This is a genomic window from Roseivirga spongicola (assembly GCF_034376045.1).
Lineage (GTDB): Bacteria > Bacteroidota > Bacteroidia > Cytophagales > Cyclobacteriaceae > Roseivirga > Roseivirga spongicola.
Window position 1 is genome coordinate 3,775,059 of sequence record NZ_CP139724.1, and the last position, 22,522, is coordinate 3,797,580.

Sequence of the window (22,522 nt, forward strand, 5' to 3'; positions counted from 1 at the left end):
GGACTACTTTTTACTGTCGAAAAATGCCTTAAGCTCGTCTTCCATTTCAGATTTAGACTGCTGATATTCAGGAGTTAAGCTTTTCTGACCAGGCATCTGCTCTATCATTAATGTTTGAGTTGGGAAGGCAAATCTTACTCCAAGATGCTCAGCTAACTTGTTGATTTCTAGCATAATCTCTTGTCTACATCTTAACTCATTGTTCCAGTCTGGCACTTTAAAGAAAATGTAGAGCATTACTTCTAAAGCACTTCCGCCATACTCATTAAGGAAGATGTTATAATAATCCTTTCGAGTATCTGGGTGTTTTAGTACTATTTCTTCCACCCCTTTCACAAACACTTCAATGAGTCTCGCTGGCGTATCGTATGTGATGGCTAGTTTGGTGTAAAAACGCCTATAATTTCTCTTACCGTGATTATCTACCATGCTATTGGAGATAATACTATTAGGTACATACATTACTGAGTCTCTAAATGTTCTTACCCTAGTAGAACGAAAGCCTACTTCTTCTACTGTACCATCAATATCACCCGCAGTTACCCAATCACCAATCTGAAAAGGTCTATCAATGAAAATCATCAATGAACCAAAGAAGTTTTTGAGGGTATCTTGAGCTGCTAAAGCAAACGCCAAACCACCAATAGAAAGCCCTGTAAGTATTGGCCATATATCGAATTTGAAGCCCCTGAGTATTGCCACAAAACCCACAATAATGACGAATACATGCAGCACCTTAGTGACCAAAGGCATCAATTGATCATCTAACGTATTTTCTGATCTATCGGCAATTTTCTTTAAATAATGCCCAAGTATGTCTACCAGCCTATAGAAAAAGAAAGTAGCGAAAAACGGCACCAAAGCATGTACTAACAAAATAATACCAGTGGCAATAAAGGCTGGTAATTGAAGTACAGGAATTAGAATGCTGGCCAGTAAGGCAATGATCATTAAACTGAATGGCTTTACAACAGGATTCAGAAACTGATTAGCCATATCTAGCTTTCCATACTTATGAAGAAGTGAAAAAAGTATTCTTCTAAGTACTACCGTGAAAATTAGGTGTATTAAAAAGCCAAGAGTTATAAGAATAAGAATACCTAAGTACTGCCAGAGGTGAAGCCCTAAGTACTTAGTGGTACCCAAATTGGGTAGAATGTTAAGTAGCTTATCGGTGCCAAATGGAAACACCTTTTTATGTATTCTATCAATTTGATCTACAGAATACTCCGAGTAGAGCCACTTATTTCCATACTTCTGAACGTATAGTTCTGGAAAGTCTGTAGTGATTACATAACGGTTTCGTCTCGACAGTGAATCATAGTACTCACTCGATTTAGGGACCTCATCTAAATCTATAAAGTTGGCTGAGCCATCTAAAATCTGCTTAAGCTCTTCCGCTAAATTATTGAGCTGCTTCTGACTCCTCTCTCCTTTGAAAAGCGACTTGGCCGCTTGTTCAGGAAGATGGTTTTCATCTTGCAAATAGTTCAGGTGATTATAAATGACTTCATAGGGGCTCGAAAAATTATCGGGCAATGAATCGGCCTGAGACCAAGCAGAGGAGATGGTCAGAAAAAATACTCCTATAAAAGCAATGAGTCTAATACTACTGTGCATCGATAGCATAAATATTCAATTGATTGGCGAAGTTAACAAACACTTCGTACTCTGATAAATTCTGATAATATAGAATGCTTATTCGCTCTGAAGAAGGGATTACAGGGCATATTTGCTCTCCCTTATTGTTGAAAAGGTACAATTGATTGCGCTGAATATCTCTAACCGCATAAAGCTCTTTACCGTTTCTAAAGTTGTAGAACTCAACATTCAATTCTCCAGAATTATCAAAGTCTATTTCGAACTCTTGCTCACCAGACATGTCATAGAATGCTATTCTATTTTGATCGTTTCTGATAATTCTGAATCCAGTTTCCAACACATCGCTCACCATAGAGTACATACTTCTGGTAGTAGGGCGAAAAAGCTGTTTCTCTTGAACCACTTTACCCTCTAAGTTAATTTGAAGCAACATGCCTTCCTCTCCCATTAAAGCGATATTGGTACCTGCAAAGTTGGGTCCTTTAACTAGTGTAACATCTCCCTTAAAGCGTAAATCGAAAGTTTTTGGGAAACCACTGTAAAACTCTCCCCTCCTATTCAGTAAAGAAACCTCGCCTGTTCTTTCTACCACTACAAAAGCATCTCTTCCTCTTACACGCGTATGAAAAGGAGTCTGTAGAAGTTCGCTTTCCATTGCTTTTGGATTCCAGCCTTCCAATAGATTAACCTCTTTATCGAACAAGCTAATATTTCCTCTTCTATCCTTAGCTAGGTATCTGTAACGCTTACTATTGTCATAATCTACCACAGCAGAACCATTGATGATCATAGGACTTTCGAACGATTTGGGAAAACCATCTACCATTTCACCATTTCTATCTATCAGATGAACTAAAGAGTCTGTAAAGAATAAATACTGCAGCTTTTTATTATTGTAGTAATCTATTTGATGAATACCACCCCTTATTCTTTGCCCTACATCGGTCTTCCAAAGAATTTCACCTTGCCTAGTGGTTAGGTAAACAGCCCCAGTCAAGTCTTGAAAAACAACCTCAAGGCTAGAGTTAACATGGTTGCGAACAATAAATGGTTTGGTGACAAGCGTGGTATCTGCAAATGCATTGGCCTTAACCACCAATTCTGCAGCAATATCCTCTCCATTAGTTGTTTCTATAGGAGCAATCAGTTTGCCTTTATTAAAGTCTAAGGTTGAACTTACCAAATAAGATTCATTATTTGAGTTGAGCTGTATTTGCACTCGTTTAAGTAAGGTTTTGAGACTAGGATTTTTACTAAAAAACTCTTTCCATACTGGCTTCAACCCATCGAAGATGGATTCAGAACCGTAATCTAAGTCTTTAATAATAGTAAGGTCAGTTTCTTGTACTAGGTCATCTAACACCCTCCTTCTTTCGACCGATTTACCCCAGGTAGATTCATTGTCGAACTCGTTCATGATGGTTTTCAGCGCATCCAAATTATCGCTTAAAATCAGAGCATTTTGAAAGATAGCGTAATATGGCTCGTCCATTTTCCTTTCGCCCGAGGTAAGCAACTCAACAAAATCGCTTTGTTGAATGTAACCTAATGTGGTATTCAGGTAAGACTCACTATAGACAGTAGAATCTTGCACACTTGTTTTAGATTCAGATAACCTATCAAGTTCTCTCCTTAAATACACCGTATCTGCTGTATTGATTAAGAGCACCTCAGCCACATCAGAAAAGTTCATATCTAACGAAACCGCTAGCATTTCGCCACGCAATAGCTCTTTCAAATCAGTCATACCCACATTAAAGGGCATCCACTTAAAGGCTGTAGAAGTTATAGGAATAAGGTTTTTGCCAAATAAGCTAGCATCTTCTTTAGCAATCACTTCTCCACCGGCAGATGTTCCCTGAGCGCTAATACTCTCCGCTCCAAAACTTAGGTTTAAGTAAGCCACAGACCCAACACTTTCAGAACCATCTAGATCTTCAGAAAAGAAAACTTGATGCAACTCATTCATTCTTTTGGTATTGACAATGAGCTGCAAGTCGCCATCAACAAATGGTTTGTACTGAGAATCAACCAACCTATTAGACTCATTTTCCAATGCTCTTACAACATCTTCTACAAGCAAATTTTCTTCAGAAATCACCAAATAGCTACCCTGAATAAGCATCACTAATTGTGTATTACCTCCTTTTACATTCAGTAGATTGAAGCCATTAAATAGCTGATTCGAGGTAGTATAATCGGTTCCGGTTAGTGTATTTAAAATGGTTACAATATTCTGAGAATTCCATTTAAAATCTGAGGCCTCTATAATATACAGAGGAGTTATATCTGAGCTGCCAGTAGAGTGAAACGAAATCCAGAAAGGCAATTCAGTAACTGAAGATTTCAGTTTACCACTGGTCTCCAAAGAATCTACTTTATCTGACCAATCGACCACTGTTTTGACAAATGGAATAGATTTAGCTGTACTAAACCATTCGTAATCTTCTATAGCCTGAAGCGACTGCTTGAGGTTAGTACCATGAATTGCAAACAAGCTAGTTTCTGGAAGAATGTGTTCTATTTTCGATTTCGGTCGTTCTAACTCAAAATACCAATATGCAGCTCCAGAGAGTAGTATTAAGACAGTAATTACTATAAAAATTCGGACTTTCAATGCAATAATGAGTTTTATTTAAGGTTAGTCAAACTGACTTACCAACCATTTAAACTAAAAACTTGTCGTTTTATTAAGTCAAATATGACAACTGTTATAATTTTTCTTTGGCAATTGAAGAATCGGCTACATTTTTGCAGCGACTCTTTTCAAGTGAATTAATCAATATACACACAACAGTTTGCTGTATTGTAAACTTGATTAGGAACCTTGAAATTTAACTAACCAAACACCTGACTTGAATAATCATCAACCTTTGTTGATTTTTCAAATACCAAATGTATGAAGAGAGTAATCATTAAACTCAGTTTTCTTAGCTTATTACTAGTATTTATTTCGGCAGACAAAGCAGCTGAAAAAGTGCACATTTCTGAAGTAAGTTTTTTGAATGGAATCTATAGTCATTCCGACAGACCTATTACGGGAGAAATTATTGACTATTATGAAAATGAAAAGCTAAAATTTACCTACGGAGCCCTTGAAGGACGCCTACACGGTAAAGCAGTGGAGTTCTACGACAATGGTGACATTAGAAGTGAGAGACACTACACTTACAACAAACTTTTTGGTGAATTCACTGAATACTTTAAAGATGGAGATGTTAAGCTTCAGTTTAAAGTAGGGCTAAATGCTTATGGCAAAGGTGAGCTTTTAACGGAAGTAAAGATAGCCAAGCCTAACAACCACAAACTCAAGTCTTACGATGAGGCCACTCTCATTTTCTTAGGAGAAAAGAATGAGAGTCTATGCACTTCTGAGGAAATCTCGATTTTGAACCAGAGCAAATTCAAAATCGTAGATAAGGATGGAAAACTTCTCTTTCAGCACAACTAAAAGAAAAACTAGGACCATAAAAAAGCCTTTTCAGTATGCTGAAAAGGCTTTTTTTTAATTATAATGCTTTATCTGAATTAGATCAGACCGTTAGTCTTTCGAACAGCATCGGCACTGCTAGTTAATTCGGCTTTTTCAGCATCATTCAACTCTATTTCAACAATAGACTCTACACCATTAGCTCCGATAATTGTTGGAACACCAATACAAATATCGTTAAGGCCGTACTCTCCTTCTAACAAGCAAGAACAAGGGAACATTTTCTTAGAATCTAAAGCAATTGCCTGAACCATAGCAGAAACTGCAGCTCCAGGAGCATACCAAGCAGAAGTACCCAATAGCTTAGTCAATGTTGCACCACCAACTTTGGTTTCTAGCTTCACTTCTTCCATTCTGTCTTCGCTAATGAACTTAGAAACTGGCACAGAGTTTCTTGTAGCTAAACGAGTTAGAGGAATCATACCAGTATCGCTATGACCACCAATAACCATTCCGTCAACATCAGAAATAGGAGCCTCTAGAGCTTCTGCCAATCTATATTTGAAACGAGCAGAATCTAAAGCTCCACCCATACCAATAATTCTGTTTTTAGGTAAACCAGTCGCTTTATGAGTCAAGTAAGTCATTGTATCCATTGGGTTAGAAACCACAATGATGATTACATTTGGAGAGTGTTTGATTAGGTTTTCAGCTACAGACTTAACAATACCTGCATTGGTGCTAATCAACTCTTCTCTAGTCATACCTGGCTTACGAGGAATACCAGAAGTAATTACTGCAACATCGCTGTTCGCAGTTTTTGAGTAATCATTAGTAGTACCTGTTATTTTGGTATCGAAACTATTCAAAGAAGCCGTTTGCATTAAGTCCATTGCTTTACCTTCAGCAAAACCTTCCTTAATGTCTATTAGCACTACTTCTGAAGCAAAGTCTTTAATAGCGATATATTCGGCACAACTGGCACCTACTGCTCCGGCACCTACTACTGTTACTTTCATGTGATCTTTAGGGTTTTAATTACTAATGCGGCAAAGTTAATACGCCATTATTCTAAATGAAATTACCGCTCAAATGTTTGATGATATTTTGATGGAAGGTTAGTTATTTTTCAGCTTCGCCTGCCAAACCTTCTTTGTTTTCTCTGAAACCTTAAATTTTTCTGAAATTCTAAAGCCAATTACCCAAGCTATTTCATCATTCGACAATAGAACATGAACCTTGGGCTTATCTGATAGCGGCACCTTTAGGTCTATTAGCAAATCGCTAATCAACTTTCTACCCTTCATACCTATAGGCTGAAAAGTATCTCCTTCCTGCCAAGGCCTGATCTCTAAGGGGAATTGAAGTAAAGCCAAATCTAAAGCAGCATGCTCAGGTTTTCTATCTAACTTCCAGTCAGATACACCCAAAACGGATAAATGATAGTGCTTATCTGCACAGATGAAACCATCCTCACCTTCCTGAAGCTCGAATGACTCATAACTAGTAGTAGATATCTCTTCTATAAACACATATTCTCTGTCTACCAAAGCAAAGTGGCTGTCAGATTTAAACTGTACCCCAACCTTATCTAGAGATTCATATAGTTGCTCTGCTGTGTCGAAATTAAAACTAAAAGGCCTCAACACTTCATAAAGGTCATAAGCACTAGCACATTGTTCTAATATCTCTGACTTAACAATTCTGCTTTGGTTATTCTGCTCTTCAATTAGCGAAGCCCTTAAGTCATCGTAATGCCTTTCTGAAGTTTGGTATCTATATTCCAGCTTCTCCAAATTCTCGGACATTACCTTTTCAAAATCAGGATTCAACTTCTTAAAAACCGGAAGCAGCTCATGCCTAATTAGATTCCTCTTATAGTAAGTCTCTTCATTGCTGACATCTTCTCTCCATGCGATCCCATTTCTTGTAGCGTAATCGACAATCTCCTTTTTAGATAATAGCAACAAAGGTCTAATGAGATTTTCATTTCTTGCCTGAATACCTCTAAGCCCCTTTAATGAGGTCCCTCTGCTTAAATTCAAAAAGAAAGTTTCTATCGAATCATCTCTATGGTGGGCCAACACTATTTTAGTGTAACCAAACTTCGAGCATAACTCCCTAAACCAATCGAATCTAAGCTCTCTTGCCGCCATTTGAGTAGAGATTCCCTTTTCTGAAGCAAACTTTTTCGTTTCAAAGCGGACAGAATGATTCTTGATGCCGTTGGCTTCACAAGCTTCCTTCACTAGTTTCTCATCTAAATCTGCCTGTTCACCTCTTAGCTGAAAGTTACAGTGTGCCACTGCAAACCGATGCTTTGTTTGTGAAATAAGGTTAAATAGCACCATGGAATCTACTCCACCACTCACTGCAAGGAGCAAATCGTCCTTTTCATCAATAAGGGCATGTTTTTTGATAAACTCCAAAAAGCGATCAACCATGGCTCAAAAATAGCACAAATCGCTAATTTTGCGGCCGTTCCGAAAAAATGAGAAGAGTTACATTTTATCTTATTCTATTCTTTGTATCTGTACTTAGCTTTAGTCAGACAAGAGTAACGCTTAAAACAGCGGGGAAACTCATTGGGTCTGGTAGTGAGCAACGTATGAAAGACAGTGTGGTGCTGATACAAGGCAACACGACTATCTTTTGTGACTCTGCCTACCTGAACAAACTAACCAATTCGGCCAAGGCATATGGTCATGTTCGGATTATTGACAATGTAGATCCTCTCAACATTCAGAGTGACTATTTGGAATATGATGGAAATCTGAGAGTTGCGAGACTTCGCAATAATGTTGTAATGAAAGATGATAGCGTCACGCTCTACACAGATAACTTGGACTACGATAGAAACACTCAAGTAGGTCATTATTTTGGTGGCGGTAAGCTTGTTGATGAATCTAACGAGCTTACAAGCGATTGGGGATACTATTTTACGCCTACCAAAAAAGCAGAGTTCTTTAGTGAGGTTGATATGATAAACCCAGAGTTCAGGCTCAAGACGGATACGCTTTATTATGATACAAACACTTCTCTAGCAAAAACAAAAGGTAAAACCGAAGGTATTACCATTGAGTCTGACACCCTCAACACTAACAACGGTCTCATTTACAATCGGCAAGATCTCTATGCAGAAATTTATGAGGGTAATATTGCTAACGCGGATGTTTACATTGAAGCTGACACTATAGTTGCCGATGACGCAAGAAAAGTATATACAGCAAGTCAGAATATCATAATGACCTCAAAGCCTGATTCATTAACTATCTATGGAAACCGAGGGCGCTACACTAAGCTTATAAAAGAAGCTGTAGTTTATGACCAGGCCTATATGAAGAAAATGCTTGAAGGAGATTCATTGTTCATCAGTGCAGACACTTTGTATTCAAACCAGAACGATCCTGAGAACAAATTTCTCACAGCCTATCACGATGTAAAGATGTTCAAATCTAACATGCAAGGTGTAGCAGACTCGGTAAGCTACAACTTTCGAGATTCTACTATCTACATGTTTACTGACCCGGTTATATGGGCTGAAAACAGCCAAATGACAGCAGATTCAATAAACATAGAAGTACGTGAGAGCAAAATTTATAAAATGAACCTCACTCAAAACTCCTTCGTCATATCTCAAGATAGTGCAAAGAATTACAATCAAGTAAGAGGCATAGACATGCAGGTATACTTTGACGATGGATTCATTAAAAAGACAGATGTGAACGGCAACGGTGAAAGCATCTATTACATTAAAGAAGCTACTGGAGCTATGTCTATGAATAAAATGAAGTGCTCTAATATGGCGTTATATTTCAACCGAAACTCAGTAACAGAAATAAGAACTTACAAGGAAGTAGATGGCCAGGTTAAGCCAGAGTTTGAGATTGCTCAGCTGGACAAAAGACTGCGAGGCTTTACTTGGCACCAAGATATACGGCCTACTCTACGGCAGGTAGCAAGAAATCTGCGCTGGGATAAATAAGCCACGGGTTAAAAAAAGTTAATGTTCAACGAAACCCTCCCCAAATGAAAATCCTTCTCATTACCTTCGTTGAATTGGAAATGTCTAACTTAACTGGTAATTTTGCAGGCCGATGAAAAAGCCCCCTCTTTTAATAATTTTTGTGGCATTAATTACTTTATACACTAGCTGTGCCTCAGACTTTGTGAAATTAGAGCGATCTAATGACTATGAAGAAATGTACAGCGGTGCTATTGCTCTTTACGAAAGAGGTAAGTACGAAAGGGCTAAACTTCTATTTGAGCGCATCTACCCGTACTTCAGAGGAGCAGAACAAGCTGAGAAAATCAGATATTACTGGGCATACTGCGAGTACAATCAAGGTTTTTATCAACTAGCAGCGTATCAATTCAAAGAGTTTTATCAAACTTTTGGTAGAAGCCCAATGGCAGAAGAGGCTCAGTTTATGGAGGCTTATTCTTTATACCTAGATGCCCCGGGCCCAGACCTAGACCAAAGCAGCTCAGAACAAGCTGTTTTAGCTATGCAAAACTTTTTGAACCGTTACCCTGCATCTCAGCGTTACCAGGAGGCAAATGCAATTATTGATGAGCTGCAAATTCGTTTTGAAACTAAGGCTTATCAAACGGCAAAATTATATTACAGGCTTACAACAGGTTTATCTTACCGAACATATTTAGAAGCAGCTTTGGTTAGCTTCGAGGCGTTCAAAGAAGATTATCCTGATTCCAAATACAATGAGGAATTGTTATTCTTAAGTGTAGAAACTAGCTTTAAACTTGCTGATAACAGTATTACCAGCAAAAGGAAAGAGCGTTTCGATAAAACTTTAGATCTTTATGAGGAGTTTTTGGAAAAGTACCCACAGAGTGAGTACATGAATAAAGCTCAGGATTACTACGAGCAATCGAAGGAAGAATTAAATAAACTGAAAATAGACTAAAATGGCAGCAAGTCCATCAATTATTACAAGAGATACCGATAAGATCGCGGAGCCTACTGGCAACATCTACGAGTCGGTAGCTATTATTTCTAAAAGAGCTAAGCAAATTGCCTCTACTATGAAGGAAGAGCTCAACGGAAAATTGGCAGAGTTTGCTTCTACTGTAGATAATCTTGAAGAGATTTTCGAAAACAGAGAGCAGATTGAGATTTCTAAATTCTATGAGAGAATGCCTAAGCCAACAGCAATGGCAATCGAAGAATTTATTAACGGAGAAATCTACCACAGATTCAAAGAAGCAGAAGCAGCTTCAGAAGAATAACAACGGTCCTTCATGTTGAAAGGAAAGAAAATACTGGTCGGAGTTACCGGAAGCATAGCAGCCTACAAGGCTGCTATTTTCGTTAGATTACTGGTGAAAGAAGGTGCCGAAGTTAAAGTAGTTATGACTTCTGCAGCTAAAGAATTCATTTCTCCCCTTACCCTTTCAACCCTCTCCAAAAACCCCGCTCTCTCGGAGTTTACTACTGATAATGCTGGAGAATGGAATAATCATGTTGAGCTTGGACTGTGGGCTGATCTCATGATTATAGCACCGGCAAGTGCCAACACCATCGGTAAAATGGCTAATGGTCTTTGCGACAACCTACTTTTGGCCACCTACCTATCGGCCAGATGTCCGGTAATGTTTGCTCCTGCAATGGATTTAGACATGTACCAGCACCCTTCAGTATTAGCTAACATTGCCAAGCTGCAGGGTTTTGGAAATGCATTGATCGAGGCTCGACATGGAGAGTTGGCCAGTGGATTGGTTGGTCAAGGCAGAATGGCCGAACCCGAAGAACTCATAACCTACCTTAATGACTTTTTCTCGGAAAATGCCCCGCTAAAAGGGAAAAAGGTCATGATAACTGCTGGCCCTACCTACGAGGCTATAGATCCAGTTCGCTTTATTGGCAATTACTCTTCTGGAAAAATGGGCTTTGCTCTAGCAGAAGAAGCTGCTAGACTTGGAGCACAGGTAACACTTATAACTGGCCCTACTCACCTTAGTGTAGATAACTCAGTAATAAACCGAGTAAACGTAAAGAGTGGGCAGCAAATGTTTGAGGCATGCGAGCAAGTTTACCCTCACTCGGACATCAATATTTTTGCCGCAGCAGTAGCAGATTATGCTCCAACTACTCAAGCAGATCAGAAAATAAAGAAGGCAGACACTACTCTGCAAATTGAGCTTTCTAAAACTATAGACATAGCCAAGACACTTGGGGCCAGAAAAGAAGAAAAACAGTTCAATGTAGGTTTCGCCCTAGAAACCAACGATGAATTAAAAAATGCGCAAGGTAAAATAAAGAGTAAAAACTTCGATCTCATTGTATTAAACTCGCTACAAGATTCTGGAGCAGGCTTTGGCCATGACACCAACAAGATTACTCTTATTGACAAAGCCAATAATATTCAACATTTTGAGTTAAAGACTAAAAAAGAAGTTGCTAAAGACATCATCAAAAGCATTCTTGAAAAAATCTAGCTTCATCCTAATTCTACTCATTACATGCCTTTTTTCACTAAAGGCACAAGAGCTGAACTTTACCGTCAGTATAAATGCAGACATAGTTCAAACTACTGAAAGAGCAGTTTTTGATGATATGAAAACTACTTTCGAGCGCTTTCTAAACGAGACGGTATGGACCAACGATCAGTTTAGAAACAACGAAAAAATAAAAGCTAACCTCGTTCTAACTATTCAAGACCAGCCCAGTATAGGTCAGTTTACTGCTAATGCACAAATACAAATAGTTAGACCAGTTTATGGAACTACCTATGAAACTTTGTTGCTAAACTTTGCCGATAGAGACTGGGACTTTCAGTTTAACCAGTCGCAGCCTTTGCAGTTTAACCAGAACAATTTCACCAATAATATTACTTCCTTACTTGCCTACTATGCATACATAGCCTTGGGCATAGATTATGACTCATTTGCGCCTCTCGGAGGTACAGCTCATTTTCAGACTGCTCTGAATATTGTAAACAATGCTCAAAACGCTGGCTCAACAGGCTGGGGGCAATTTCAAAGTCGAAGAAACAGGTATTGGTTGGTTGAAAACCTAATGAGTAATGCCCAATATGAACCTGTTAGACAAGCATTCTACGATTATCACATTAACGGAATGGATATTTTTCAGTCTGACCCAGAAACTGCCAGACAGAATATACTAGATGCCTTAAAGGAAGTTCAAGAGGTAAATTCAGTACTTCCCAATTCCATTCTAATCATATCTTTTTTAGACGCTAAAAGTGATGAGTTAGTAAATGTTTTCTCTCAGGGTGATATGAAGCTCAGAAGAGAAGTTTACAATGAGTTACTCAAGTTAGATCCTTCCAGAAGGAGTCAATATCAAAAAATCGTTCAGAACTAGTATTGCTTGGAGCAAGCTGAATTGATACTTTTGTTCAATGCTCAGAACCCTTTCTATCGAGAATTATGCGCTAATCAGGCAACTAAAAATTAAGCCTGATTCTAGTTTAAATATTATTACTGGTGAAACTGGAGCTGGTAAATCAATTATGCTAGGTGCCTTAGGCTTATTACTTGGCAAGCGAGCAGAAAGCAAAGTGGTTTTTGATGATTCTAAGAAGTGCATTATTGAGGGAATCTTTGATGTAAAAGCATATCAACTTAAGCCTCTTTTCGAAGAGTATGACTTGGACTATGAAGAAGAGTGTATTATTCGTAGAGAGATAAGTGCAACCGGAAAGTCTAGAGCATTCATTAATGATACACCAACCACGCTAGATGCACTGAAGGCAATTGGCTTAAGATTGATGGACATCCACTCTCAGCACGAAACACTGGCTTTGGGCAATAACTCTTATCAACTTCAGATAATCGATATAGTTGCTGGCAACTTTGAGCTCCTATCAAAGTATCAAGAGGTTTTCAAAGACTTCAAAGAAAAACAGAGAATACACAGAGACTTAATCGAAGAAGGTAGCCAAATAACCAAAGAGGCCGATTACCATCAGTTCCTATTCGATGAATTAGATACAGCCCAGCTGCAAGCAGACGAACAAGAGGAGCTAGAAGAAGAGCTCTCCAAACTAGAGCATGCCGAGGAAATTAAAGCCAAGCTCAATGAAGCTTTAATGATTTCTGATCAGGCGGAATTTAATGCCTCTGGTATGATCCAAGAGCTAAAGTCTACGATATCTGCCATAAGTAGCTTCGGTAAGTCTTACGATGCTTTAAGAGAGCGTCTAGAGAGCCTTCTCATTGAACTGAAAGATATAATTGCAGAGCTTGAGGATGAAGACAGTAAAGTAGAAGTTGATCCTCAGCGTACCGAAGAATGTCAGGATAGACTCAGCCTCATTTACAAACTCCAGCAGAAACATCAGGTAGGGTCAATTGCTGAGCTGTTAGAGATTTACGAAGAACTTGGAAACAAAGTACTAAGGGTTAGCAACTTAGATGAAGCCATTGAAGAAGCTGCAAAAGCAGAAACAGAAGCCTTTGAGCGAGCCAATAAATTGGCAAAGGAGCTATCTAAGGTAAGAACAAAGGTTTTCGATCAGTTTACCAAATCTATCAAATCACATCTGGCAGAACTTGGTATGCCAAATGCCAGCTTAGAAGTTAAGAGGATAGATTCTGAACTGACCTTAACCGGTAACGACACTATAGAAATTCTCTTTTCTGCCAATAAAGGCATAGCCCCTAGCCCACTGAAACAAGCCGCATCTGGTGGTGAGTTTTCAAGGCTCATGTTTGCCGTTAAGTATATTTTGGCAGACAAAACCGCCCTTCCTACCATTGTATTCGATGAAATAGACACAGGTATTTCTGGCGAAATTGCCATTAAAATGGCTCAAATGATGAGGAAGATGTCGGAAAGTCATCAAGTAATTACTATTACACACTTGCCTCAAATTGCTGCTCGTGGGTCAGCTCACTATTTCGTATATAAAGACGAGTCTACCAGCACAACCAGTAGTCAGATCAGGTTGCTTAATCAAGAAGACCGTTTAAGAGAAATTGCAGAAATGATAGGAGGAAAAAATCCATCAGCAACGGCTTATAATTCTGCTAAAGAACTTATTGAAATGACAGGTTCTTAAGTTTAACCATTATTCAAGCCGAATATCACACGGTTACATTCGAGTTTTAATTCTTTTTCTATATTTGACCATGCGAAAGTTAGGTTTGCTGTTTGTTGGTTTGGCTACGGTAATTGTGCTCCTGCACAGTATTACCCCGCACCAGCATAATAATATTACGCAAACCTATAATCATACCATATCCGAAGTCGAGAATAATGGCAATATTCTAAACTGGCTTCAGTTTATTTTCCATCCAGACTTGGGTCAGGAACACCTGGAAAAATTTGAGACAGAGCATCAGTTAGAGATCATAAGTCCAGACCTGGCTTTCCTAGCCATAGCTTTATCTTTCATTCCTATTCTTGAAGAAGAAACTCAACACAATACTCCTTACTTATTCAGTCTAAAAGACAATTATTACCTCAAGCTACAACCGCTAAGAGGCCCACCTGCATTGGTGTAATCCCCTAATAAGGTCTATCTGACCCTCCATTATTGATTAATTGATTTAATCTTATTACACCATGTTTAAGAAAATTATTCATTTTTCTGTTGAACAGAAATTCATTGTATTCCTATTGGTTATAGCCATAGTAGTTGGAGGTTTATATTCCCTCAAACAACTACCAATTGACGCTGTACCCGACATTACCAGCAATCAGGTGCAGGTGGTTACCACCTCGCCTACCCTTGCTCCACAAGAAGTGGAGCAGCTCATCACTTTCCCTATCGAGATAAGTGTTGCAAACATTCCAAGAGTTACTGAAATCAGATCCATCTCACGATATGGTCTTTCAGTGGTGACCATTGTGTTCGAAGACGGAATGTCTCAGCTCGATGCCAGGCAGTTTGTTCAAGAGCAGCTCAATCTGGCTTCAGAAGAAATTCCTGAAGGACTTGGTTCCCCGGAACTTATGCCAATTACCACTGGTCTTGGTGAAATCTACCAATACGTGCTGGCTGTAGAGCCCGGTTATGAAGATCAGTATGACGATATGGAGCTCCGAACTATTCAGGACTGGATAGTTAAACGTCAGATGAGTGGAATTCCCGGCATTATCGAAATCAGCAGTTTCGGAGGTTACCTTAAGCAATACGAAGTTGCTATAGATCCGCTCGTACTCAGAGGTTTCGACCTAACCTTAGCCGATGTGTTCGATGCTTTGGAGAGAAACAATCAGAATAGTGGCGGTAGTTATATCGAGAAAAGCACCAATGCATATTATATCCGTTCTGAAGGAAGAATCGATGACCTAGAAGAGCTTAACGACATTATTGTTAAGCACTAGGGAGAAACCCCTGTATTGATAAAGGACATTGCAGAAGTAAAATGGGGAAGCCCGAAACGCTACGGTGCAATGACCAAAGATGGAAAAGGCGAAGCTGTGGGTGGTATCGCCCTAATGCTTAAAGGAGCTAACTCTTCAGAAGCCATTGCCAACGTTCATGAAAGAGTAGAGCGAATTCAGAGCAGTTTGCCCGAAGGCGTTTCCATTGAACCATATCTAGACCGTTCCGACTTGGTTGGGCGTGCTATAGATACGGTAAGTAAAAACCTAATTGAAGGTGGTCTGATTGTAATTTTCGTGCTGCTACTACTACTGGGTAACTGGCGTGCCGGACTTATTGTAGCCTCAGTCATTCCTCTGGCCATGCTTTTTGCCTTTATTCTGATGAACATTTTCGGAGTATCGGCCAACCTCATGTCATTAGGAGCAATCGACTTTGGTATTGTGGTAGATGGTGCGGTAATCATTGTAGAAAATGTACTCCACGTAATTTATGTTGGTTACGTTGGCAAACATCTCAGCCAGTTAGAAATGGACGATGTGGTAAAGAAAGCCTCAGTCAAGATTTATCAGTCAGCTGCTTTTGGAGTCCTCATCATCTTGGTTGTATTCCTTCCGGTAATTACACTTACAGGTGTGGAAGGCAAGATGTTTAAGCCAATGGCCTTGACCGTGAGTTTCGCCCTTTTAGGCGCCATGATACTTTCTCTCACCTACGTTCCAATGGTTACCAGTCTACTTCTTAAAAAGAAGATCAAAGCGCATAACACACTTTCGGACAAATTCGTGAATTGGATGAGAGACCAATATCGTCCTATGCTTAAATCTGCACTCAAGTGGCCAAAAATGCTACTTAGCATTGTAGTGGCTGCATTCTTAGCTTGTGCGGTATTACTCAGCACTTTGGGTTCTGAATTCATTCCAACCTTAGAAGAAGGAGATTTAGCTATGCAAATGGCTATTCCCCCAGGAAGTTCACTCCAACAAAGTATTAAAACGGCAAATCAGGCTGAAAACATACTTCTTAGCAATTTCCCTGAAGTAAAGCATGTAGTTTCAAAGATTGGTACTTCGGAAGTACCTACCGACCCAATGGCCATAGAAGATGCCGACATCATGATTATTCTAAAGAATAAGTCGGAATGGACTACCACTAATGACAGGGAAGAACTCATTGACCTTATGAAAGGAAAGCTAGCAGCTATTCCGGGAGCCTCATTCGAATTTACCCAACCTATTCAATTGAGATTCAATGAATTGATGACCGGTGCAAAAACAGAGATTGCCATTAAAATTTTCGGTGAAGATGTTGGAGAGCTTGCCAGACTAGGCCAAGAAGTAGCAGATATTGTGGAAGGTATAGAAGGTGCTGCAGACGTAAAAGTTGAGCAAACTGCCGGACTGACGCAGTTTGTCATAGACATTAACCGCAAGAAGTTAGCACAATACAATGTGTCAATAGATGCAGTAAATCAAGTAGTAAGAACTGCATTTGCAGGAGAAGCTGCTGGAGTGATCTTCGAAAATGAGAAGAAGTTCGATCTTGTAGTTCGTTACAATGATACCTATAGAGGCGATCTAGACCTGAATAAACTCTACGTAACTAGTTTCGATGGTGAAGTAATTCCGCTTCATGAATTGGCTGAGCGAAAAGTAATTGAAGGGCCAATGCAAATTACTCGTGAAAATGCGCAGAGAAGAATCACCATTGGTGTGAACAACAGAAATAGAGATATTGCCAGTTTAGTGGCGGAGATTGAAGAGAAAGTTGATGCCAACATCGATTTCCCTGCAGGATATTACGTGATGTATGGTGGGCAGTTTGAAAACCTTGAAGCAGCTCAAGAAAGGCTAAGCATTGCTGTGCCTGCTGCTCTTCTAATGATTTTCGTGCTACTCTATTTCACCTTTAAATCGATGAAATATGCTGCACTTATTTTCTCAGCAGTGCCAATGTCTACCATTGGGGGTATTCTCGCTCTCTGGATTAGAGGTATGCCTTTCAGTATTTCTGCAGGTATCGGCTTTATTGCACTGTTTGGTGTAGCAGTGCTCAACGGTATCGTGCTGATTTCATACTACAACCAACTGAGAAAAGAAGGCCATAACACGATTGATGAGGTGGTAATAGAAGGAAGTTTAGCAAGGCTAAGACCCGTGTTAATGACAGCAGCAGTTGCCGCATTTGGTTTCCTTCCAATGGCCATTTCTGTAACTGCTGGGGCTGAAGTTCAGAAACCACTCGCCACGGTTGTAATCGGTGGACTGATCTCCTCTACCCTGCTAACGCTGTTTATATTACCTAACTTATATGTAATGTTCAACAAGAAAACATTGACTAAAGCCGCTGGTATTATTGTTCTGTTTTTGAGTTTCAATTCCCTACAGGCACAAACTAATCCGGTAAGTATAGATGATGTAGTAACAATGGCCAAAGCCAACCATGCCGAGTTCAAGAACCTATCAATTGCACTTGAACAAAGTAAAAGCCGTGAGAAAGCCACCTTTCAGTTAGGTAACACCTCATTCGACTATTCCTATGGTGAACTCAACGAAGATGTGAATGACTGGCAGTGGCAACTTGATCAGAGTCTGGGAAATCTCTTCCATATGAGTGCAGCTAAAAAAGCCGCAGTAGCAGGAACAGAGTATGTTGAATCGGAACAATTACTTCAGCAGCGATATATGATTTCTCAGGTGAAAGGCCTATGGTTCAAATGGTATTTTGCGGAACAGAGTCTTGAGCAAATCAACCTATGGTTGCCTGAACTGCAAGACATAAATGTAACGCTAAGACAAGCCAGAGAGGCTGGTGAGCTGAATCTTAAAGATCAGTTTGGTGTAGAAAGTATAGTACTTAGTTTAAGCAAACAGCAGCTTTCAGCAGAAATGACTAAGGAAAGTGCTCTAGCAGAACTGAGTAAGTGGTGTGGTCAAACTATTGATGGAAAACCAGCTAATATTTCTGTCACTGAGTGGATGAGTCAAACTTCCGATTCAATCACCAGCTTGCTCGCACAAAGTCAGCAGGCAGAACTCAATTGGATGGAAATGCAGGTTAAAGAAGCGAAAGCTCAGTATGCTCCTGAATTGAGAGTAGGTTATTTTCAACAGAGAATTGTGAACCTGACAGGACTTAGCGGTTTTCGAGCAGGGCTTAGCATGCCCCTCTTTTCCAGCTCTCCAAAGCAAACAGCTAAGATCAGAAGTCTGGAAGTTGAAAAGCGTAGAAATGAGCAAGAGCAAATCATTTTCGATTACGAACAAAAGATTTCTGAGCTCAACAAAAACAAAGAACACCTGCAAAAGGCCCTTGCTTTTTTACCTCCCGATAATCAAATGGAGGCTAACTGGGGTGGACTAAAAACCCTACTCAGCAGTGGCGACATCAACACTTTTGAATGGTCTCAGTTAGTGAATACTCACTTAGGCTATTTCGAACAAAAAATATCTATCTATCAGGAGTTGGCTGCTATTCAGCTTCAGCTCGAATTCCTAACAGAAAAAAATTAAACCCATGAAAAAGTTATATATCCTATTCATCCTTTTGGCCCAAGTGGGGCTCGGATGTTCAGAAAAAACGAATGATACTGAAGTTGCAGAGGAACCAACTCAGGAAAGCGCTCCAGTGAGAAATATTCAGGTGGGAAACCTTCAGGTGAAACCTCTAATTGAAACTGTAACAGCAACCGGCAACATTGATGTTCCACCCATGGAGCGAAAAGTGATACATAGCTTTATTGCTGCCAATGTGGTTTACTTAGATGTTATTCAAGGGGAAGCCGTAAAGAAAGGTCAAGTAATAGCCAAACTTAGCCACCCTAACCTAATTGCTTTACAGCAGCAGTTGCTTGAAGAAAAAGTAGAGATGAACTTTCAAACTAAGGAATTAGAGAGAAAACAAGGTTTAGTTTCATCGAACGCTACTTCTCAAAAGGAGATCAATGAGATTGAAAGAGAACTAAGCAAAGCTCAAATTCGATATAAAACTTTAAGCTCTCAATTAGAATTGATTGGTATTAATCCGGAATCCATTGAAGACAAGGGAATCGTTAATGAGATTAGCATTAAGGCTCCTTTCGATGCAAAAGTGAGTAAAGTGATGATTTCCAATGGTCAGTTCATCGGTTCAGATCAGCCGATACTAGAGCTACTCAGTGAAGGCCACAAGCACCTTGAGTTAGATGTGTTTGCCAAGGATGCTAGCAAAATAGTGAAAGGGCAAAAAATCGAATTCAATTTACTAGGCAGTGATGAAGTGTATACAGCAGAGGTTTATTTGATTAACCCAGATGTTTCTTCAAACAAACTCAGAGTTCACGGTCATTTGGAAGATGAGTCACTGAACCTTAAGATTGGTACATTCATAGAAGCACGTATTATTGTTGGCAGCGATGAAGTGGCTCAAATCGAAAACGAAGAGCTGATTAGAGAGAACAACATCTTCTATCTATTTCAGCAAGATGGTGACGAATTCAAAAAAGTAATGGTTTCTGTAGGTCGTAGTAATGAGAACTTTACGGAAGTTTTAGATGCCCAAAATTCAGATCAGTGGGTTCTGAAGGGGAACTATTTTCTCCAGGAGTTTTAAGTCAGTGAAACTTTGGATTTCTATTTCAAAGCAAATCCCTATTTTTGACCCGCAAAAAGAAAAAACATTATGTCGCATAACCTACTGAAAGGAAAAAGAGGAATCATCTTTGGTGCATTAGATGAGCGTTCAATCGCCTGGAAAGTTGCCCAGGTTGCTCATGCTGAAGGAGCCTCTTTCACATTAACCAATGCCCCAATTGCGTTAAGAATGGGCACAATAAACAAGCTTGCAGAAGAATGTGAAGCAGAAGTAATTCCGGCAGATGCTACTTCAATTGAAGATTTGGAGAACTTATTCACCAAGTCTATGGAAGTACTTGGCGGTAAAATTGACTTCGTTTTGCACTCAATCGGCATGAGCCCTAACGTAAGAAAAGGTCGCGATTATGGCGATTTGAACTACGATTGGTTGATGAAAACCCTTGACGTTTCTGCCATTTCATTCCACAAAGTGATGCAAACTGCTGAGAAGCTTGATGCAATGAATGAGTGGGGTTCAATTATGGGCTTGTCTTACATTGCTGCTCAGAGATCTTTCCCAGACTACTCAGATATGGCTCAGGCTAAGGCTATGCTTGAATCAATTGCAAGAAGCTACGGTGAGCGTTTCGGTAGAATGAAAAACGTGAGAGTAAACACTATTTCTCAATCACCTACCATGACCACTGCAGGAACTGGTGTTGGAGGTTTTGATGTATTCTTCGACTATGCAGATAAAATGTCTCCACTAGGCAATGCAAGTGCAGAAGACTGTGCTAACTATTGCGTAATGTTCTTCTCAGACTTCACTCGCATGGTTACTATGCAAAACCTAATGCATGACGGTGGCTTCTCTTCATCAGGAATTACTGATCGACTTATTGAAGATTTAACAAAATAAATAACCTATAGTCACCCTATTTCAGGGTGACTATTTTCTTACCTCTATGCTGATATTCCCTAACGCCAAAATAAATCTTGGCCTCCAAATTACTGAGAAGCTCAGCAATGGGTACCATGCTATTAATTCTTGTCTTTACCCGATACCGCTTAAGGATGCTTTAGAATTTGTGCCTGCAAAGAAAAAAACAGCTTTTAACTCTTCTGGCTCATCTATACCTTCTGATGGAAAAGACAACCTTGTAATCAGAGCGTACAAACTTCTTAAAAAGGACTTTCATCTTCCTGAACTCAATATCCACTTACATAAAAACATACCAACTGGTGCAGGCTTGGGAGGAGGCTCTTCAGACGCAGCTTTTATGCTTAAAGCGCTTTCAGACTATTACCAGCTCTTTTTAGACGATAGCTTTTTAGAGTCATACGCTGCTCAATTAGGTAGTGACTGCCCGTTTTTTATTCAGAATAAGCCAGCATTAGCCAGTGGTACTGGGACTGAATTAGAACCTTGCAATGTTAATTTAAGTGGTTATCACCTTGTATTGATTCATCCAGGCTTACATATTTCCACGAAAGAGGCCTATGCTGGAACTACTCCCAAAGAACCAGAACATCAGTTAAAAGAAATCTTGGAGAAGGCAGACATAAGTACATGGAGAGAAACTCTCGTTAATGACTTTGAAGAGTCCATCTTTAAAAAACAGCCAATTTTAGCCGAAATTAAAGCTGAACTATATGAGCAGGGAGCTATCTATGCTGCCATGAGCGGTTCTGGCAGTAGTCTTTTCGGCATTTACAAAGAACAACCACCAATCATTAAAGCATTTAGTCAAAAGTTCTTTTACAGAACTATGTCGCTCTAAGCCTTTTCTTCGTATTAAAAACAATGCGAAGCTTAATCTTACTAGTTTTTCTTAGTAGTACATTATTTGGCCAAACATCAGATTTCGACATGCAGATATATGTTGAAGAAGATGATGAAGTAGTTAAAATAATGGGCAATAATGAAGAGTATTTTCCCATTTCATTAAGTCTAGAAGTTCAGATAAAAGGAGCCAAATTGGCTGAAAACCTAGAAGAATATTATGTCTTAAAACCCAATTCTAAAGGCACCATTTTAGCTACTATTGTAAAACCTAAAAATGCCAATTGGTCATACAAATTTGGATACAACTACAGTATGGGCGATGCTCTAGCCGAACATGATGAGAACTACGCTTATCAACTTCCCTTTCCTGCTGGTAAGTCTTATCGGTTAAGTCAAGGCTACAATGGTAGCACCACGCACAGGGGAATTAACGCTCTGGACTTTACAATGCCAGAAGGCGCTAGTATTACGGCAGCCAGAGCAGGAACCGTGGTTAGAATTAAGGAAGACTCTAATCGTGGTTGTCCTTCTGCAGAATGTATGCATGATGGAAATTACGTAAGCATACTTCACGAAGATGGCACCATGGCAGATTATGTTCACTTACAAAAGAATGGGGTAATTGTAGAATTGGGCGAAAAAGTGACCGTTGGACAACCGATAGCACTTAATGGAGCAACTGGCTGGGCTTCTGGAGCTCATTTGCATTTTGTAGTCTACACCACAGGTAACCAAGCTCAAAAAACCTTACCTGTTAAATTCGAAATAGCTTTAAACAAGGTTGAATACCTAAAGGAAGGACAGACTTATAACTCCTTTCGCTAATTGAACA

At 39.5% G+C, this 22,522-nt stretch carries 17 protein-coding genes and 1 pseudogene; 14 read left to right on the forward strand and 4 right to left on the reverse strand.

What is annotated here, in order from left to right; translation table 11 throughout:
• Positions 1 to 3 precede the first annotated feature (3 nt).
• Entirely contained in the window at positions 4 to 1,620 is a 1,617-nt protein-coding gene (locus tag T7867_RS16745; RefSeq protein ID WP_068221806.1) for a mechanosensitive ion channel family protein, read from the reverse strand.
• Positions 1,610 to 4,219: a hypothetical protein gene (locus T7867_RS16750; protein ID WP_068221804.1), complete on the reverse strand. Its 2,610-nt coding sequence runs from the start codon at positions 4,217 to 4,219 to the stop codon at positions 1,610 to 1,612. The genes T7867_RS16745 and T7867_RS16750 overlap by 11 nt, the downstream gene beginning before the upstream one ends.
• Positions 4,220 to 4,501: 282 nt before the next feature.
• Between T7867_RS16750 and T7867_RS16755 the strand changes: the two genes are divergently transcribed.
• Positions 4,502 to 5,053 (forward strand): toxin-antitoxin system YwqK family antitoxin, encoded by a 552-nt coding sequence (locus tag T7867_RS16755; protein WP_068221802.1) that lies wholly within the window; start codon positions 4,502 to 4,504, stop codon positions 5,051 to 5,053.
• Between the two features lie 77 nt (positions 5,054 to 5,130).
• Here the strand turns inward: T7867_RS16755 and mdh are convergent, their stop codons facing one another.
• Together mdh and tilS are read right to left on the reverse strand one after the other, a co-directional pair.
• On the reverse strand, positions 5,131 to 6,051 hold the full coding sequence (gene mdh, locus T7867_RS16760; protein ID WP_068221800.1) for a malate dehydrogenase: 921 nt from the start codon (positions 6,049 to 6,051) through the stop codon (positions 5,131 to 5,133).
• 99 nt (positions 6,052 to 6,150) lie between these two features.
• Complete coding sequence (gene tilS / locus T7867_RS16765) at positions 6,151 to 7,476, reverse strand: tRNA lysidine(34) synthetase TilS (RefSeq protein WP_068221798.1); 1,326 nt, start codon at positions 7,474 to 7,476, stop codon at positions 6,151 to 6,153.
• A gap of 47 nt (positions 7,477 to 7,523) precedes the next feature.
• Between tilS and T7867_RS16770 the strand changes: the two genes are divergently transcribed.
• The 13 genes and pseudogenes from T7867_RS16770 to T7867_RS16830 all read left to right on the forward strand — a co-directional run bounded on the left by T7867_RS16770 (position 7,524) and on the right by T7867_RS16830 (position 22,515).
• Complete coding sequence (locus T7867_RS16770) at positions 7,524 to 9,017, forward strand: OstA-like protein (protein WP_068221796.1); 1,494 nt, start codon at positions 7,524 to 7,526, stop codon at positions 9,015 to 9,017.
• 142 nt (positions 9,018 to 9,159) lie between these two features.
• Positions 9,160 to 9,960: an outer membrane protein assembly factor BamD gene (locus T7867_RS16775; RefSeq protein ID WP_157717647.1), complete on the forward strand. Its 801-nt coding sequence runs from the start codon at positions 9,160 to 9,162 to the stop codon at positions 9,958 to 9,960.
• Position 9,961: 1 nt separating this feature from the next.
• The gene (locus tag T7867_RS16780) at positions 9,962 to 10,282 is read left to right on the forward strand and encodes a DNA-directed RNA polymerase subunit omega (RefSeq protein WP_068221794.1); all 321 of its coding nucleotides are present in this window, start codon (positions 9,962 to 9,964) and stop codon (positions 10,280 to 10,282) included.
• 12 nt (positions 10,283 to 10,294) lie between these two features.
• The gene (coaBC, locus tag T7867_RS16785; protein WP_322299579.1) at positions 10,295 to 11,491 is read left to right on the forward strand and encodes a bifunctional phosphopantothenoylcysteine decarboxylase/phosphopantothenate--cysteine ligase CoaBC; all 1,197 of its coding nucleotides are present in this window, start codon (positions 10,295 to 10,297) and stop codon (positions 11,489 to 11,491) included.
• The gene (porD, locus tag T7867_RS16790; protein WP_322299580.1) at positions 11,478 to 12,380 is read left to right on the forward strand and encodes a type IX secretion system protein PorD; all 903 of its coding nucleotides are present in this window, start codon (positions 11,478 to 11,480) and stop codon (positions 12,378 to 12,380) included. Before coaBC ends, porD begins: the two co-directional genes overlap by 14 nt.
• Positions 12,381 to 12,417: 37 nt before the next feature.
• Positions 12,418 to 14,079: a DNA repair protein RecN gene (gene recN, locus T7867_RS16795; RefSeq protein WP_322299581.1), complete on the forward strand. Its 1,662-nt coding sequence runs from the start codon at positions 12,418 to 12,420 to the stop codon at positions 14,077 to 14,079.
• Positions 14,080 to 14,149: 70 nt separating this feature from the next.
• Positions 14,150 to 14,524 (forward strand): hypothetical protein, encoded by a 375-nt coding sequence (locus T7867_RS16800; protein ID WP_068221786.1) that lies wholly within the window; start codon positions 14,150 to 14,152, stop codon positions 14,522 to 14,524.
• Positions 14,525 to 14,585: 61 nt separating this feature from the next.
• A pseudogene (locus T7867_RS16805) lies at positions 14,586 to 17,624 on the forward strand (efflux RND transporter permease subunit); the annotation flags it as partial.
• A gap of 42 nt (positions 17,625 to 17,666) precedes the next feature.
• On the forward strand, positions 17,667 to 18,863 hold the full coding sequence (locus T7867_RS16810; RefSeq protein ID WP_322300142.1) for a TolC family protein: 1,197 nt from the start codon (positions 17,667 to 17,669) through the stop codon (positions 18,861 to 18,863).
• 4 nt (positions 18,864 to 18,867) lie between these two features.
• Positions 18,868 to 19,941, forward strand: a complete 1,074-nt coding sequence (locus T7867_RS16815) for an efflux RND transporter periplasmic adaptor subunit (RefSeq protein WP_322299582.1) — start codon at positions 18,868 to 18,870, stop codon at positions 19,939 to 19,941.
• A gap of 69 nt (positions 19,942 to 20,010) precedes the next feature.
• Entirely contained in the window at positions 20,011 to 20,823 is an 813-nt protein-coding gene (locus T7867_RS16820; protein WP_068221780.1) for an enoyl-ACP reductase FabI, read from the forward strand.
• A gap of 46 nt (positions 20,824 to 20,869) precedes the next feature.
• Positions 20,870 to 21,685, forward strand: coding sequence for a 4-(cytidine 5'-diphospho)-2-C-methyl-D-erythritol kinase (ispE, locus tag T7867_RS16825; protein WP_068221778.1), 816 nt, complete (start codon positions 20,870 to 20,872; stop codon positions 21,683 to 21,685).
• A gap of 23 nt (positions 21,686 to 21,708) precedes the next feature.
• Positions 21,709 to 22,515, forward strand: a complete 807-nt coding sequence (locus T7867_RS16830; protein ID WP_084375683.1) for a M23 family metallopeptidase — start codon at positions 21,709 to 21,711, stop codon at positions 22,513 to 22,515.
• Positions 22,516 to 22,522: the final 7 nt, after the last annotated feature.